The sequence below is a fragment of the Nocardia aurantia genome, from assembly GCF_009604425.1.
GTDB lineage: Bacteria > Actinomycetota > Actinomycetes > Mycobacteriales > Mycobacteriaceae > Nocardia > Nocardia aurantia.
Map to the genome: position 1 here is coordinate 79995 of NZ_WEGI01000011.1, position 16395 is coordinate 96389.

At 70.4% G+C, this 16395-nt stretch carries 12 protein-coding genes; 6 read left to right on the top strand and 6 right to left on the bottom strand.

Going from position 1 to position 16395, the window contains the following annotated elements; translation table 11 throughout:
• Nucleotides 1-32 precede the first annotated feature (32 nt).
• The 3 genes from NRB56_RS24685 to NRB56_RS24695 all read left to right on the top strand — a co-directional run bounded on the left by NRB56_RS24685 (nucleotide 33) and on the right by NRB56_RS24695 (nucleotide 2998).
• The gene (locus tag NRB56_RS24685) at nucleotides 33-974 is read left to right on the top strand and encodes a TauD/TfdA dioxygenase family protein (RefSeq protein ID WP_153346204.1); all 942 of its coding nucleotides are present in this window, start codon (nucleotides 33-35) and stop codon (nucleotides 972-974) included.
• A gap of 111 nt (nucleotides 975-1085) precedes the next feature.
• Entirely contained in the window at nucleotides 1086-2666 is a 1581-nt protein-coding gene (locus NRB56_RS24690) for an FAD-dependent oxidoreductase (protein WP_153346206.1), read from the top strand.
• Nucleotides 2666-2998 (top strand): 4Fe-4S dicluster domain-containing protein, encoded by a 333-nt coding sequence (locus tag NRB56_RS24695; RefSeq protein ID WP_153346208.1) that lies wholly within the window; start codon nucleotides 2666-2668, stop codon nucleotides 2996-2998. Before NRB56_RS24690 ends, NRB56_RS24695 begins: the two co-directional genes overlap by 1 nt.
• Before the next feature lie 34 nt (nucleotides 2999-3032).
• Here NRB56_RS24695 and NRB56_RS24700 read toward each other — a convergent pair whose 3' ends face one another.
• The 5 genes from NRB56_RS24700 to NRB56_RS24720 form a co-directional block, all read right to left on the bottom strand.
• Nucleotides 3033-3974 carry a hypothetical protein gene (locus NRB56_RS24700; RefSeq protein WP_153346209.1) on the bottom strand — a complete coding sequence of 314 codons (942 nt, stop codon included), beginning with the start codon at nucleotides 3972-3974 and terminating at the stop codon, nucleotides 3033-3035.
• 324 nt (nucleotides 3975-4298) lie between these two features.
• Nucleotides 4299-5303, bottom strand: a complete 1005-nt coding sequence (locus NRB56_RS24705) for a nucleoside hydrolase (protein WP_153346211.1) — start codon at nucleotides 5301-5303, stop codon at nucleotides 4299-4301.
• 52 nt (nucleotides 5304-5355) lie between these two features.
• Nucleotides 5356-7260: a hypothetical protein gene (locus NRB56_RS24710; RefSeq protein ID WP_153346213.1), complete on the bottom strand. Its 1905-nt coding sequence runs from the start codon at nucleotides 7258-7260 to the stop codon at nucleotides 5356-5358.
• Nucleotides 7257-10037, bottom strand: coding sequence for an ATP-binding protein (locus NRB56_RS24715; protein ID WP_153346215.1), 2781 nt, complete (start codon nucleotides 10035-10037; stop codon nucleotides 7257-7259). The genes NRB56_RS24710 and NRB56_RS24715 overlap by 4 nt, the downstream gene beginning before the upstream one ends.
• Before the next feature lie 9 nt (nucleotides 10038-10046).
• Nucleotides 10047-11819, bottom strand: coding sequence for a hypothetical protein (locus tag NRB56_RS24720; RefSeq protein WP_153346217.1), 1773 nt, complete (start codon nucleotides 11817-11819; stop codon nucleotides 10047-10049).
• 474 nt (nucleotides 11820-12293) lie between these two features.
• On the opposite strand from NRB56_RS24720, the gene NRB56_RS24725 reads away from it, so the two are divergent.
• Nucleotides 12294-13790 carry an MFS transporter gene (locus NRB56_RS24725; protein WP_153346219.1) on the top strand — a complete coding sequence of 499 codons (1497 nt, stop codon included), beginning with the start codon at nucleotides 12294-12296 and terminating at the stop codon, nucleotides 13788-13790.
• A 106-nt stretch (nucleotides 13791-13896) separates the two neighbouring features.
• On the opposite strand, the gene NRB56_RS24730 is transcribed toward NRB56_RS24725, so the two are convergent.
• Nucleotides 13897-14385, bottom strand: a complete 489-nt coding sequence (locus NRB56_RS24730; protein WP_153346222.1) for a MarR family winged helix-turn-helix transcriptional regulator — start codon at nucleotides 14383-14385, stop codon at nucleotides 13897-13899.
• Between the two features lie 393 nt (nucleotides 14386-14778).
• Here NRB56_RS24730 and NRB56_RS24735 point away from each other — a divergent pair, with 393 nt between their 5' ends.
• Both NRB56_RS24735 and NRB56_RS24740 read left to right on the top strand, forming a co-directional pair.
• A complete protein-coding gene (locus NRB56_RS24735; protein ID WP_153346223.1) occupies nucleotides 14779-15324 on the top strand; it encodes an MSMEG_0572/Sll0783 family nitrogen starvation response protein in 546 nt (181 codons plus the stop codon).
• An 11-nt stretch (nucleotides 15325-15335) separates the two neighbouring features.
• A complete protein-coding gene (locus NRB56_RS24740) occupies nucleotides 15336-16394 on the top strand; it encodes an MSMEG_0568 family radical SAM protein (RefSeq protein ID WP_153346225.1) in 1059 nt (352 codons plus the stop codon).
• Nucleotide 16395 lies beyond the last annotated feature (1 nt).

Here is a 16395-nt window from a genome sequence, read left to right on the forward strand (position 1 = left end):
GCAGTCCACCGGAACCCACCGAAGGAGCCACCATGACCGCCGTCAACGAACCACTGACGCGCACAATCGAATTCACGCCGGTCGCCGGTCACACCGGCGCCGACGTCTCCGGCGTGGATCTCGCCGCCGAACTCTCCGAGGCGCAGGTCGCCGAGATCACCGCGGCCCTGCACGAATACAAGGTGCTGTTCTTCCGCGGGCAGCAGCACGTCGGCCACGCCGAACAGGTCGCGTTCGCGCGCCGGTTCGGCAAGGTCACCCCCTCGCATCCGTACGACGACGACGCGCCCACCGAACATCCGGAGATCCTCGCGATCGACAGCCGGATCTACGAGAAGCGTTTCGGCGTCAAGAAGTTCAGCTACACCAACTATTGGCACACCGACATCTCGCCACTGATCAACCCGCCCGCGGCGTCGATCCTGCGGGCGCACGAGGTCCCGGTGCGCGGTGGCGACACCCAGTGGACCAATCTGGCGGCGGTCTACGCGAATCTGCCGCAGTCACTGCGGAACTTCCTCGACGGACTGCGCGCCGAGCACCGCTTCGGCGGTCGCCGGCCGCAGTGGGACACGAACAGCGATTACGCCAGGAAGGTCGCGGCGGCGCCGTTGGCCACCGAACATTCGGTCGTCCGGGTGCATCCGGTGACCGGCGAGCGAATCCTGTTCGTGAATCCGGGTTTCACCACTCGCATCCTCGGGTTGTCGGCGCGGCAGAGCGACGCCCTGCTGGAACTGTTGTTCGCCGAACTGGCCGATCCGGTCTACACCGTCCGATTCCGGTGGGAGCCGGGTCATGTGGCGTTCTGGGACAACCGCGCCACCGCGCACCTGGCCCCGGGCGATCTGGGACACCTCGGCGACGGCGTGAACCGGGTGCTGTACCGGACCACGCTCGAGGGTGACGTACCGGTCGGCGTGGACGGCCGGGTGTCGGAGCCGATCGTCGGCGAGCGGTTCGCGGGGAACTGACCTTCCGGCGCGCCCGTCCACCCGTGCGGCGGGTGGGCGGGCCCGCCGCGAGTACTCCGGTTCCGGGCGCGCACCGGGACCGGGTTCGGACCATCGACAGGAGCGACACCGATGAGCGAATACCTGCACGCCAGTACCGACGTCCTGGTGATCGGCGGCGGACCCGCGGCCTGCTGGGCCGCGATCCATGCCCGCGAGGCCGGGGCCGAGGTGATCCTCGTCGACAAGGGTTACTGCGGCGCCAGCGGCACGACCGCCCCGGCGGGCACCGGCGTCTGGTACGTGGCGCCGGAGCCGTCGGCGCGCGCCGCCGCCAAGGCGAGCCGCGAGGCGCTGGGCGGCTTTCTGGCCGAGCATCATTGGATGGATCGGGTCCTGGATCAGACCTACGCCAACATGAATCGGCTCGCGACCGAGGGCCGCTACCCGTTCCCGGTGGATCCGGAGACCGGCGCGCAGATCCGCACCGGCGTGCAGGGCCCGGAGTACATGCGCCGGATGCGGGCGTGGGTGCGCCGGCTCGGCGTGGAGATCCGCGATCACGCACCGGCGCTGGAACTTCTGGTCGACGCCGACGGTGTGGTCCGCGGCGCCGCCGGATGGCAGCGTGCGGCGGATCGCGACTACCGGATCACCGCGGGCGCGGTGGTGCTGGCCAGCGGCGGCTGCGCCTTCCTGTCCCACGCGCTGGGCACCGACGTCGACACGGGGGACGGCGCGCTGATGGCCGCCGAAGTGGGAGCGCGCTTCTCGGGCATGGAGTTCTCCAACGCCTACGGCATCGCGCCGAAGGGCTCGACCGTCACCAAGACCGCGTACTACGGCTACGCCACCTTCTTCCACGCCGACGGCCGGGTGCTCGAGGGCGCGGGCTCACAGCGGGGCCGGTCGGTCATCGCGCGAACTCTGTTGACGGAACCGGTTTTCGCGCAACTCGACCGCGCCGACGAGACCGTGCGACGGCAGATGCGTCTCGGCCAGCCGAACTTCTTCCTGCAGTTCGATCGCCGGGGCATCGACCCGTTCACCGATCGCTTCGAGGTGGACCTGCTGGCGGAGGGCACCGTACGCGGCACGGGTGGCCTCGATGTCGTCGGCGACGACTGCGCGACCACCGTCCCCGGCCTGTACGCCGCGGGCGACGTCGCGACCCGGGAACGCATCTGCGGCGGGTTCACCGGTGGCGGCAGCCACAATTCGGCCTGGGCGATGTCGTCGGGCAGCTGGGCCGGCCGGGGCGCCGCCGCCTTCGCCCGCCGCGGCGGCCGTCCGGATCCGGCCGCGGTGCGCGGCGCCGGGCGGGCCGGGCTGCGCCCGGAGGGCACCGGCACCCTGCGCTCCGCCGACGTGCTGGCCGGGGCTCAGGCGGAACTGCTGCCGCTGGAGAAGAACTACCTCCGCCACGGCGACCGCCTGCTGCTGTCCCGGGACCGGCTCGACCTGCTGTGGGATCTGGTGGTACGCAACCTGTCCGGAGCCTCCGGCGCCGATCGGGTGCGCGCCCGCTCGGCCGCCGCGGTCACCGCGGTCGGCCGGCTGATGTACGAATCCGCGCTGTACCGCACCGAATCCCGCGGCATGAGCAAGCGCGAGGATCACCCCGATCAGGACCCGGCGCAGTGCCACCACATCCTGTCCGGTGGCACCGATCGGGTCTGGGCGGCCGCGGACGCCCTCGCGGCGGTGGCGTGATGATCGAACTGGTTCGCGCGGCCGACTGCATCGCCTGCGACAAGTGCGTGGACGTCTGCCCCACCTCGGTGTTCGACCGCACCGACAGCGGGATCCCGGTCATCGCAAGGCAATCCGACTGCCAGACCTGCTTCATGTGCGAGGCGTACTGCCCCGCCGACGCCCTCTACGTGGCGCCCCGGGTGACGCCCCTGGCGCCGGACGAGGAGATCCCGGAGGACCAGGTCGGCCGCTACCGCCGCGAGATCGGCTGGGGCCGCGGCCGCCGGCCCGGCAGCCTGGTGGCGATCGGGCCGGAACTGCCGCGCGCGCAGCCGCCGCGGCGGGGGTGAGAGCACGGAAGTCCTGCTGCCGGTCGTGGGTTCGTCACCCCATCGGCAGCAGATGCCGGGTGATCAGCCGCACGGCCGCATCCACCGCGGTCTGCGGGTCCGGGTCGCCGAGCTCCTGATAACTGTCCGGATCGACCGGGTCGTGGTGTGACCGCCAGTACTCGCCGGCGGTGCCGCGGGTGAATCCCAGTGGCACCACCGGTTTCCCGGCCTGCTCGGCGAGGCGCGCCTCCGCCTCGGTACCCGGACCACCCCCGAACAGCAGGACCAGATCCGACCCGGCCATCAGGTGGGTGCGGACGGACTCCCTGGTGCCGGTGAGATATTCGCGCGCGCCGTAGGGTTGCTCGGCACGACGGGCCGAATCGGGCCGTCCGAACAGCTTCGTTCGGGGCAGCACGTACGAATTCCCGGCGATGCGGGCCTTCTCGAGGCCGTAACAGACGCGGATACCCGGGTCGCAGAGCGCCGCGACCAGCCGGACGGGCTTCCCGGCCAGCGCGCGTCCCACGCCTTCCGCGATCGCGTGCCAGCCCGGGTCGGTGTAGCTGCCCCCGACGAAGACCGTGGGTGCGCTGATCGCGAGATATGCGAGCTCCAACCCGGCCGCGAGTTCGGCCAGCACCCCGATCCGGTGCTTCTTGTACAGCTCGCGGCTGAGTTCCGCACGCCGGTCGCAGACGTACTGTTTGCGCTGTTCGACGTTCAGGTCCTCGAATTCCCGGGTCGCCGCCAAGACCATCTGCGCGATCCGGCGATCCGCCGGATCCGCGATCTGGGCGATCTGCCGCTGTAACTGCTGCACCACCCACGGCGCCAGCCGCAATCGCTCGTCGTGCGTGACCGGTCTGCCGGTGAGGGCGCTCAGGACGTCACTACCGTCACCGATCATGCTGGCCGCGGTCAGTTTTCGCTGGGTTCGGGCGTGATTCTCCAGGGCCTTGTGCAGTGCTGTCGCGGCACGGGAAGTGGACATGGGTAGATCATGGCCCGGACGCGCCCGGATCGGCTACGGGGAATCGGCTGTCGTCCCGTGCGCGCCAACTTCGGCCCCTGTTTTCCGATTCGCTCGGCGTAGCGTCGTTCATATCCGGCACCGGGTTGTTCGAGCGAGCCCGCGGGCGGCATTCGTTCACACGAAAGGCACGGGGGAGACAGCGATGGGACGACACCGTAGGCAGGGTTCGGCCTGGTGGCGCAGCGTCGGCACCGCGACGGTGATCGTTGCCGTCGTGGTGAATTCGCTGGTGATCGGATGGGTCGTGTGGCGTCGGCCGAGGTCGAGGTGACCGGCGGCCGGTCAGTAATCGAGTTGTGCGGCGAGCCACGCGCGGAAGGCCGCGTAGTCGGCGCGTGCCGAGGTCCGGACCGTTCGACCGCCGGGGTCCGATGTCATGCGCGCGTCGTCGTCGAGCAGCACCGCGCGCCGCGCGAAATCCACGAACGGCAGTTGCAGGGCGGCGGTCAGGGTGAGTGGATCATGTTGTCTGGTACCGGGATAGAACCGGTCGAACCAGTTGTCGAGATGCGCGGTGAGCAGGCGGGCCCATGGCGGGGCGTCACCGGTGGCGAGCCGTTTGTACAGCTCACTGTCCCGGGCGATTTCGATCTCCGGTGTGAACGTCGTGTCGGAGAGCAGCAGGAAGAGGTGGACGGCACGGCCGACCACGAAGCGTGCCGCGGCGGGATCGAGCCGGAAGTTGTGCTCCGCCTTGGTCGGATCGCGATAGGCGATGGCCCCGCCCATTTGGGTGACCACCAGGCGTGGCGCCAATTCCGGTGCGGTGTCGAGGATTCGGGCGAGATTGCTCAGCGGCCCCATACCGACCCAGCGCACCGGGCCGTCGGTCGTGGCGCAGACCGCGTGCACGGCGGCCACCGGATCGTGCGGCTGGGCGGGTACTTCCGCCGGGATCAGGTCCTCGACGCAGTAGTACCGGGTGTTGCCGAGGTCGGCCCCGGCGACCACCGGCACCTCGGTCCGGTCGAGGAGATCGAGCAGGTGGCGCGCGAAACGTGCCCGCCGGCCGCCGTTCTCGTCCGCGGTGAGGACCAGGGCCAGCTCCGGCACGGCGCGGGCCGCGCAGGTCACCGCGATCGCGTCGTCGGGGTCGCCGCCGATGTCGGTGTCGATGATGACCGGGGTACCGCGCAGGGGTGGTAGCGGCGGACCCTCGCCGCGCAGTTGGTCGGCGAGCGGGCCGAAGCCGAGCGCGCGGTAGCGGTCGGCGAAGCCCAGCAGCGACGACCAGGCGGACCCGATCGGCTCGCGGGGCTCGTTCGCCTCGTCCTCGATATCACCCATGGTGGATTCCTTCCGACAGGTCGGTTCGGCTCTGCAACTCTCTGACGTCCGCTCACTCCCCGGCCGGAGGCCGGGCGGAGCGTCGGACGAACGAATCCAGCACAGTGCGGAGCGCGGGATCGACAGTGTCGTGGCCCTCGCTCCATGATCGCACCTGGCCGGCTGCGCGAGCGGCGGCGGCGGACAGGTCCGGACGCCACGGGAGCCCGGCGGCCCGGCTGTCGGCGACCTGCCGGGAGTGCTGGGCGACCGCGATCTGCGCGATGTCGAGTGCGGCCAGCCGCACCGCCTCGCTCCGGTAGATCGGGGCCGTAGCCGCGGGATCCAGCCCCGCGACGGGTGCTTCCAGGCGCTGTTCCGGCCGTCCCAGGTCGTCGAATCGAACCGCTTTGGACAGCGGGCCGCGCAGCATGTGCTCGATGGTGAGAACCTCGTCCTTCCGGGAGAAGACCGTCGCGAACTCGTCGGTCGTCCTCGTCCCGTCCGCCGAGATGTGCAGCAGGTGGCCGGTTTTGCTGCCCGGATGCGGATCGTCCGGCGATTCGGCGTGGAACAGGTAGTGCCCCTCGAAGTGCACATCGGGGTACTGGGCGGAGAGCAGCTCCTGAACGGTGCCGCGATAACTGGTGTCGATCAACAGGATTCGGCTGCCGGGGGTGGCCACGGGTACGCCGCGGTCTTCCAGGTAGTTCGTCAGCTGTGCTCGGGTGCCCGGGATGTCGCCCGGATCCACCTGATCGCGTGCGCCCCGGAACACCTCCACCTCGGGAAAGGTCCGGCCGGAATGCCGTTCGAGGTCTTGCAGCGAGGCGTCGGCCAGGCGCCGGGAGACGGTGACCTCCGTGCAGTGCCGGCGAAAGAATTCGGGGTCGAGTTGCTGGGCCGCCAATGCCGGTGAATGTCCGTCCCGGCCGACGAAAACCACGCGGGTGTCGGGATGTTCGGCCACCGCCGCGCGTGCCGCCTCCAGAATCTTCACCGTGCCGTACGTGACCAGTGGCGCAAGGTGTTCCGTGATCACGTTGTGGACCTGTTCCACCGCGGCGCGCTCCTCCGGCGTGCGGATGCCGTAACGGTCGAGCACGGTCGTCACCGCGCGTTCCCGTAGGTCCGGCGGCGCGTCGACCGATCCGCGGAGGCGGTCCGCGAACGCGCCGGCTCGCTCCACGGCGGCGGCGAATTCGGTCACGGCATCGGGCCGGGCATCGGTACCGCCGGTGATGCGGTCGGGTCCACCGCTGTCGCCGAACGGATTTCGCGTGCCGGCCTCGGCCGGGATCGGATCGTCGGTCGTGGGCCGGACGGCGCTGTCGGCCGGTCGCGGTGGATCGGCAGCTGCGCGACCGTCGGCCGCGGAGGGGGCCGGATCGTCGATCTCGGGGCGGGTCGGGTCACCGGGGCCGGGCACACGGGAACTGCCGGCGTCCGGGCCGCGGGGCTCGGGCGAGGGAGGTGCGTCGGCGTCCGGTGTGCCGGTGTCGCCGGTGCTCTGTGCGGCCGGGCGGTCGATTTCGGCGCGGCCCTGGTTACCGGTTTCGGCCGGTGTCGGGCCGTGGGCACGGGGCGATGGCGAAGCGGCGGCGCCCGGCGTGGTGGTCTCGGGCATCGCGGAATCGCCGGTCCCGGGTGCGACGGAATCATCGACGTCGGGTGCGGCCGGCCGATCGATGTCGGGCGGGACCCAAGGGTAGGCGGGATGATCGGCGTCGAGTGAGCCGGGCAGACCGGCTGCCGGGCGGTCGGGGTCGTCGGTCCCCGCCCGGCTCGGTCGATCGGTCCCGGGTGAGTCCGGGCCGTCGAATGATGCTGGGTGGCCGCGGTTCTCGGGCGGAGTGGGATGGCCGGAGAGGGGTGCGGCCGGGTCGAGCAGGTTCGCGGCATCGACCCTCGGCGCCGGCGCGTCCGGTTTCGACTGCGACGGTGAGTTTTCCGGCCGGTCGCGGGGTTCGATGCTCATGCCGGGCTCCGGCCGGGTTCGGCCAGCAGGGCCAGCGGCCAGCGGTGGCCGGGAGACAGATGGGTGGTGGCGTCGCGCAGCCGTTGCTCGGTGTCGGGGGCGAGGCTCAGCCGGGTCAGGGCGAGTGCGAGCGTGGTCGGGCGGGGCCCGGTGACGATGGCCGGGTCGACCCAGTTGTCCGGATGGGCGTACAGGGCGGCCGATTGCTCTCCCACGGTCGCGCCCGGCAGGTCCAGGCCGCGCTGTCGCCAGGAATCTGTGTTCGGATGCGGGCCTTGGTAGTTCGAATCGGCCTGGTGCAGGTCGCTCACCACATCGGCCCAGCGGAAACGGCCGGCCTGCCACTGTGTTTCGTCGTCGGGGCAGAGGTCGGTGGCGCCGGCGAGCGCGGCGGTGGCGGCGTGCCGGAGATGTTCGACGAGATGTTCGGGCTGGTAGTACGCGCACAGTCCGGCGTAACGGCGTTCGACGGCGGCGTGGAATCCGTGCTGGATCGCGGCCGCGAGCAGTCGCGGCGGGTAGCGATTGGTCACGGCCGTTCGCCAGCGCTCGGTCGGCCGGGGCCAGGGCCGGCCCACCAGATGGGCCAGCAGGACGAGTTCGAGCCAGAGATTCAGCCGCGCGTCGTCGGCGATCCGGCGGGCGCGGTGCAGATCTCGCAGCAGCAGTGGTGCGGCGGGGGAGGTTCCGGTGACGGCGACCGTGCGGACCGCGCGTGCCGGATCCTCGCGGTGCTGTCCCAGCGGCACCGCGACCCGCACCGGCCGGTCCATACCGTCGGTGAACACGACGGCGTGGCCCGGTATCAGCGAAACCACATGGCGCGCTTGATCCTCGGCCAGATTCATGGTGGCGCCGACGACGGCGCGGTCGTCGGCGGCCGGGAGCCGATGCATGATCTTGTACGCGGTGTTCTTGACGACGTCGACCGCGATCTTCGCCGGAATCTGCTCGACGACCACGATGCCCTCGCCGTAGGCGCGGATCTCGGCCAGCAGCGCGGTGAACAGTTCGACGGCGTGCGCGGTCATCGAGCCGGGCTCGGCCCGGCGCAGCAGCCGATGCGCCTCCTCGATCACCAGGACATGGCGTAATCCGTTGCCGCTGTGCCGATGTACCCGTAGGTGCTCCGCCAGGCGGATGAGGACGACACCGATGAAGAATGCCTTGTCGGCGTCGTTGCCGATGTCCTCGAGCTCGAAAACCGTGTTGCGCCGCAGCAGTTCACCGATGTCGAGCGGGTACGTGGCCTCGAAGAAACGGCCGGGGGTGCCGAGGCGCAGGGCGCCGATCCGGACGGTGATGAATCCCCGGACGTTGTCGGCCACCTCACGGCCGTATCCGATGCCCTCGACCACCGCCAGCGCGGTCGCCTGGAGGTCGGCGAGGGTGGGATAGCGCGGCCGGACGTCGTCGCGTACGGGCTCGCCGAGGACGGTGTCCCAGCCGAGATCGGTGTAGCAGCGGGTCAGCGCGTGCGCGAGCACCTGCGGGAACGGGTCGACCGCGTCGAAGGCCGCCAGGAACAGCGCGCGGATCAGGTCGATGTGGGTCTGCAACGGGAAGCCGGGTTCCGGTTCCAGCGGTCCGAGTCCGACCGGGACCTCGTCGCCGGCGCCGGGCCGGATCGCCGCTGTCGGTACGCCGGTGAGCCGGCCGGCCATACCCGCGTACTCGGCCTTGGCCGGTTCGATCACCAGCCACGGAACCTGTTCGGCGGCGAGACCTTCCAGCAGATGCCGCACGGTCTGCGATTTGCCCGATCCGGTCGCGCCCGCGACGAAGCCGTGGCGGTTGATCGTGTCGAGGCCGATGCGGAAGGGGCCCACCCGGCGATCGGCCTCGTCGAGTACCTCGCCCAGCGGGATGCCGTCGTCGCGTTCCGGGGTGACGTCGAAGCGGACCGGATCCACGGCCCGGATTCCGGGCAGTTCACGATGGGGCGGCCGGGCCAGGGCCGCGACCACCTCGGTGCCGGCCAGGAACGGACTGCGGAATTCCGCGGTGGAATCCGTTGCGCTGTCGTGGATCTCGGCGAGCGTGCCGGTGGCTCCGGTCGGGCGCAGCACATAGGGCAGCCGGTCGAGATCCGCGGCGCCGCAGAGCAACGCGGCGGCCGAGCGGGTGCGGTCCGGCTCGCGCCCGCCGACGAGCACGTGGACCGACCACAGACCGGCCGACTGTGCGCGGACCAGTTCCCGGTAGCGGAACTCGTCGCGGTGCAGCGCAATCCGGTCGATCTCGGTGTGTTCGCGGGCTCGCAGCCGGGGGAGCCGGGCGGCCAGATCCGCCAACTCGCCGTCGACCTCGGCTGCGGCTGCCGGTTCGGCGATCACCAGCCAGACGAATTCGCCGGGCACGTGGGCGATGTGGTCCTCGAAGCACCCTCGCGCGGGCGGAGTGGCCTCGTGCGGTGACCACAGCGCGTCGATCCGGGCCGGGCAGCGCAACCAGTTCGGCAGTGCGGCCCAGTTCGCCACCACCGCCGCGGAATCCACGGCGATCGCCGTGCTGCCGGGTGGATAGCGGATCGGTACCGGTTCGGTGGATTCGCTTTCGGCCCAGGGGAATCGGGGAGCGCCGCCGAGGAGCACCCGGAGCCGATGTTCCGGGCCGGGACGCTCCCAGGCCACCGCGATGCCGGCGCCGGGTGTGAGCCGGTCGTGTGCCGCGACCAACGCGGCGAACAGGTGACCGGATCGTGCGGCGGGATGCTCGCCGGGTGCGGTGGGGATGGTCAGTACCTGGTGGAAGCGGTAGTGCCGCAACGGAATCATGCGCTGTCCTCAGGCCGCTCGCGGGCGGGGCGAGACCCGTTCCAGCAGGGTGATACCGGGATTGCAGTCACCGGCGACCACCCGCCGGCCGGTACGGCCGGTCTCGACCAGCACGAGCGCGGTGGGCGGCAGCGATTGGAAGGTGACCGGTTCGATGACGTACTCGTACGCGCGCGCGACGGTGCGGCCGGTGGACAGCGAGGTGGACTCCGACCAGTTCACGGTCGACGACCAGTTGTGCGACCACGAGTCGGACACGCTCGCCGCGCCGGCGGAGTAGCCGCCGGTGTGTGAGGTGGTGGTCGAATCCCCGGTGGTGTCGGAATATCCGTCGGTCACACCGCGGCCGTACTGATCGGTCAACTGGGACAGGACGAATCGGTGACCGCGGCCGACGAATTCCGCCGCGGCCGCCGCCTCCGCGGCGTTGCCGAGCCGCATGAGGATCGAGGCGCCGTCGGCGGCGCCGAGCAGTTGGATCAGATCGCCGCGCAGGTGCTCGATCATCGTGACCAGCCGGATGCCGATCCGCCGGGCCTGCCGTGCGAGCCGTTCCAACTCGGCGACGCCGAATCCGTCGGCGCCGGCGATGATCAGCGTGGCCCCGGCGGCGGAGCCGGCGCCGTGCAGACTGTGTGCCGTCCGATGGAACAGCAGCCGGTCCAGCAGGTTCTTGCGGCGTGGATTGATCGAGGTCGTGCTGTAGACGTGCAGGCCCGCAGGGGGCCAGCGGATCTCCGCGGTGGCGTCGGACGGTGGTGCGGTGGCGAGCAGGTCGAGCAGTCCGCCGAGCAGCCGGAGTTCCTCGCGCACCGGCTCGGACCAGTCGATCCGGCCGAGTTGTTCGGTGAGGCAACGTGTTTCCGCGCCGGACAGGGCCGGGCCCGGGTCCAGGCGGCGCAACATGCGCAGGCCGGCGGCGAGCCGGGGGAGGGTGACGGGCCCGGCGAGGCACTGCGCGACCCGTTCGACGAGTTCGGCGCGCAGGCCCCGGGCCGCGTCGGCGCTCCGGTCCGATTCGACGGTGACGGCGATCAGTTCACCGATCTCGGCAGCGGTCAGTCCCGCCAGCGGATTCAGCCGCGCGGGCGCGTCACCGAATTCCGCCGACGCGGGGAGCTGCCCGATGGCACGCCACATCGCGGCCAGGCCCGTGGCGACCCGGTGCTCGGTGAAATCGAGCACCATGATGCCCGTGACCTCTGCGAGGGGTCCTGTTCCGGCCGTGGCGAGCAAGCTGATCCAGCCGTCGACGGTGCCGCCGAATATCTCCACCCGGCGCGATTCGGGGCGCAACATCAGCGGATACCACAATGTCGTCGTGGCGGCTCGCGCCAGATCCCGGCGCTCCTGTTCCGCGACCTGCCGGGCCCAATGCTCGTGTGCGCGATGATAGCGGGCACGGCGTTGTGATTCGGCGGTACGGAATTGCTGGTGAATCGCCCAATGTCGCAGCACGATCCACATCGGCCATGCGGCGGACAACGCGATTCCACCGGGCAGCGCGACGAACCACAGTGACGACTTCCAGGCGGCGAGGGCGACCGTGGCCCATACCGCCAGGAATATTCCCGCCGCCAGTACGAGGGGTGCCCGCCGCAGGCCCTGTTGCAGCCGGATGAGCTGTGCCGGTGGCGGTGCGTCGGTCCAGAGCGGTTCGCGGGACCGTAGCGGATTCGGCGCGATCCGTTGTGGCGGCGTGAATTCCCAGCCCCAGCGCTGTCCGGGCACGAGTAATCGCACAGCGAGATCGCTGTCGCCGATGATCTGCAGCCGATTCATGACATCCCCCATGCAAGATGCGAAAGCGCCGCGAGAGCCAGGATACGAGTTGGTCCGCGATATTGCATCCGGATGTGCGCGCGCACATCGATTTTCGAATCTTCGAAAGTGCTCGGACCGCGCGCAATTGGCGCGCCGGCCCGATGAGGGCCTCGGGTACATGGAATTTTTCGGAGCGCCGCGGTGATCGAGTGCCGAAGTGAATTCGTGGCGAACCCGAAAAGAGCGTGCATATGCCGGCACGCGGTTCGATTTCAGGCGCACGTGCCGACTTTTCGGTGGCTTTTCCCCGGCGTGTCGACGGCGATCGGACCAGCGGTTTCCGGCCACGCGCCAGGTTTCCGGATGTGCGGGACGGCCGGCGTCGCTCGGATCGGCCGCCCACCTCACAGTTCTCTTGCGGATTGTCTGTAACGAAACTATCCGCTAGTCTCGTTCTTGTTCCTCCGGGACCTGAACAGACGGGAGTGCACGATGTCGGTTCCCAAACTTGCCGCGCTGGTGGTGTTGTCCGCGTCAGCGCTGATGACGATCCTCGACGGCAGCATCGTCACCGTGGCGATGCCCGCGATCCAACAGGATCTGGGATTCGCTCCGGCGCAACTGAGTTGGACCGTGAACGCGTATCTGATCGCGTTCGGCGGGCTGCTGTTGCTGGCCGGGCGGGCGGGCGATCTGATCGGCCGCCGGACCGTCTTCATCGCGGGCAACGTGGTCTTCACGGCCGCGTCGGTGCTGGCCGGTGTGGCGAGCGGGCCGGGCTGGCTGATCGCGGCGCGGTTCCTGCAGGGGGCCGGCAGTGCCCTGGCGACGGCCGTGGTGCTGGGAATCCTGGTCACGGTGTTCACCGAGGCGCGCGAAAGAGCCACCGCCATCGGGGTTTTCAGCTCCACCGGGGCCGCGGGCGCCTCGATCGGACAGGTGCTGGGCGGCGTCCTCACCGATACCCTGAGCTGGCACTGGATCTTCTTCATCAACGTCCCGATCGGGGTCGTCACCGTCGCCGCCGCGGTGCGGGTGCTGCCGCGGGATCGGGGCGTCGGGGTGCGCGCGGGTGCCGATGTGCTGGGTGCGGTGCTGGTCACCGGCGGTCTGATGCTGGGGATCTACACCGTCGTCGGCATCGCCGACCACGGGTGGGCGTCGGCGCGGACCCTGATCCTGGCCGCGGTGTCGGTGGTGCTGCTGGCCGGTTTCGTGTTCCGTCAGTCGCGGGCCCGGACCCCGCTGCTGCCGTTGCGAATCTTCCGCTCGCGCACCGTCGTCGGCGCGAACCTGATCCAGATGCTCGCGCTGTCGGGCATGTTCGGCTTCCAGATCATGGTGGCGCTGTTCATGCAGAAGGTGCTGGGGTACGGCGCGACCGCCACCGGCCTGGCCATGCTGCCCGCCGCGGTGGCGATCGGCGGTGTGTCGCTGATGCTTTCGGCTCGGCTCAACACCCGGTTCGGCCCCCGTGCGGTGCTCGTGACCGGGCTGGTGCTCCTCGCGGGCGCGCTGGCGTTGCTGACCCGGCTACCGGTGCACGCCACCTACCTCACCGATCTGCTGCCCACGATGGTACTGATCGCCGGAGGCGGGCTCGTGCTCCCGGCGCTGGCCACGCTCGGGATGTCGGCCGCGAGCGAGGCCGACGCCGGACTCGCGGGCGGGTTGTTCAACACCACCCAGCAGATCGGCATGGCGCTGGGCGTCGCGGTGCTGTCCACCGTGGCGGCCTCCCGGACCGCCGGCGCCCTGGCGGGCGGCGCGACCTCCGCCGAGGCGCTCACCAGCGGCTATCGCGCGGCGTTCACACTCGCCACCGGCCTGCTGGCCGCCGCGCTGGTGGTCACCCTCACCCTCCTGCGTCGCCCGAAGCCCGCCGCGTCCGCTCGGGTCGCGGACCTGCCGGTCGCGGAGACGACGGTTGCCGGATCGGGATCGGCCGTGGCCGCCGCCGACGGGGAAGCCGCGCACGCCGGCCGCTGATCCGAGCGGGACGCCCGGCCGACCATGATCGCGGTCGGCCGGCGACCGGTGTCCGGCGGCGCTGTGCGGGCCGATGTGGTGGAAGCGCCACTACGGACGGCCGGGCTCACCGTGACGACTGGCGTGCGCGGCGGGCGGCGACCGGGGATTCGACGGGGGTGGCCAGTTCGCCTTCGGTGAGGCGGGTCAGTGCCCGGAGCATCACGGTGCGTTCGTCGGCGGGCAGTGACTCCAGCGCCGCGCGATGCACGCCGTCGACGATGCGCCGGCTCTGCTCGGCCACCCGCCGGCCCTTCGCGGTGACCGCGACGATGCGGGCCCGCCGGTCGGTGCTGGACGGTTTCCGCGCCGCGAGGCCCGCCTGTTCCAGGGCGTCGATGGTGTTGACCATGGTGGTCTTGTCCATGTCCCCGATCTCGGCGAGCTGGATCTGGGTCCGTTCCTCCTCCAGCGCGTGCACGAGCGCGCAGTGCATCCGCGCGGTGAGGCCGATCTCGGCCAGGGCCGCCGCCATCCTGGTCCGCAGCACATGGCTGGTTCGGTCCAGCAGGTAGGAGAGATCGGGTTCGGTGCGCGACGATGCCATGGCGGTCATGCCGCCCATTATATCCATTACAGATAATCCGCATGGATACCATTTTCGGGTTCCCGCCGCCCGCGACGAGCCGGTTACGGCCGTGTGACGCCGCGCCGATTCGGCCTCGTCGATTGTTAACCGCTTCCGGGGAAAGCCCAGAACGATGATTTCCCCGTCGCCGGATCGAACCGGTCGCGACGATCGGCGGAACCTGCCGGATTCGATCGTAATTATTGTGCCGCAACGAATTACGAGCATCTCCGAGATCATCACGGCGGTGAACTCCCGGCTATCGCCAATTATTCCGGACGTGACCATCCGGAAACGCGGCGGGCGTGCACTGGATGCATCGCCGGACCCGGCGGCAGCCGGATCGGGCCCCATCCTCGCAACCCGTTCAGGAGTGACGACATGTCCGCACCCGCCGAGCCGACCGCCGACATCGATCAGCAGATCGAGGCGAATATCGCGAAATCCCTTGCGGAGATTCCGCATCCGGCGCTGCCGAAGGGTACCAACATCTACGGCGGTACCAAGATCTTCCCGGACTATCGGGCCGAGGCCGGCGAGACCTATTTCACCCTGGTGCACGGCATCGCGCACGAATCGTCGGTGAGTTTCGTGGCGGTCCTGCAGGCGACCCGCGCGCTGCGCAAGGGTTTCGAGTCCGCCATCTACTTCTACGGTCCGGGCGCGATCAACTGCATCGCCAACCGCGGCTTCCCCACCACCGGCGACGCCGGATTCCCGGGCGAGCAGAACATCAACGACGCGTTGAGCACGTTCATCAAGGAGGGCGGCACGGTGTTCGCGTGCCGATTCGGCCTGGCGCTGCACGGCGCGCGCGAGGAAGACCTGATCGAGGGCGTGGTCCCGGCCCACCCGCTGGACGTGCAGGACGCGCTGATCCACTACGCCCGCAAGGGCGCCATCATCAACTCCACCTATCAGGTGTAGGGACACCGGCGATGACCGAGGTGTCCACCCGCGTGGATCTGGCGCTGCGCGGAATACGCGTCGAGGTACCGGTGCGGCGGCGCGCCGGCGCCGGGCCGAGCGACGACGGCCACGTGCTGATCGGCGGAATCGGTGCGGCACTGCCGATCCGGGCCGACAGCCCCTACGAGATCCGCGGCGACCGGCTGCTGCTCGACGGCGCGGACCTCGGCATCGCCGTCGAACCGGTACGCCGCCCGCGCTTCTACGATCTGCGCACCGCCGACGGCGTCGCCTACGAGCAGATCGCCCGGCTGCACGGCGCGGATGTGCTGGCCACCACCGTGGTTCAGACGTGTATCCGCTACGCCGCGGACCAGCGCTGCCGGTTCTGTTCCATCGAGGAGTCGCTGGCCGCGGGCAACACCGTCGCGGTGAAACGGCCGGAGCAGTTGGCCGAGGTGGCCGCGGCGGCGGTCCGGCTCGACGGGGTACGGCAGATGGTGATGACCACCGGTACCTCTGCCGGAAAAGACCGGGGCGCACGGCATCTGGCCCGGTGTGTCCGCGCGGTCCGCGCGGCGGTACCGGATCTGCCGATCCAGGTGCAGTGCGAACCGCCCGGCGATCCGGCCGCGCTGTCCGAATTGCGTTCCGCCGGAGCCGATTCCATCGGCATTCACGTGGAATCGCTGGACGACCGGGTGCGCGCCCGGTGGATGCCGGGCAAATCCACGGTGCCGCTGTCGGAATACCGGGCGGCCTGGGCCGAGGCGGTGCGGCTGTTCGGCCGCAACCAGGTGTCCACCTATCTGCTCGTCGGGCTCGGTGAGGATCCCGACGAGTTGGTCTCCGGCGCAGAGGAACTCATCGCGATGGGGGTGTACCCGTTCGTGGTGCCGTTCCGCCCGCTGGCGGGCACCCTCGCCGCTGTCGTCGACGGCGCGCAGGGGCCACCGGCGGAGCTGCTGGCCGAGGTGACCGAGCGGGTGGCGCTGGCGTTGCGCCGCGCCGGGATGGCGGGCAGTGGGCAGAAGGCCGGCTGTGCGGCCTGCGGAGCGTGCAGCGTCCTGCCGAGTCTGGGAGGTTGAC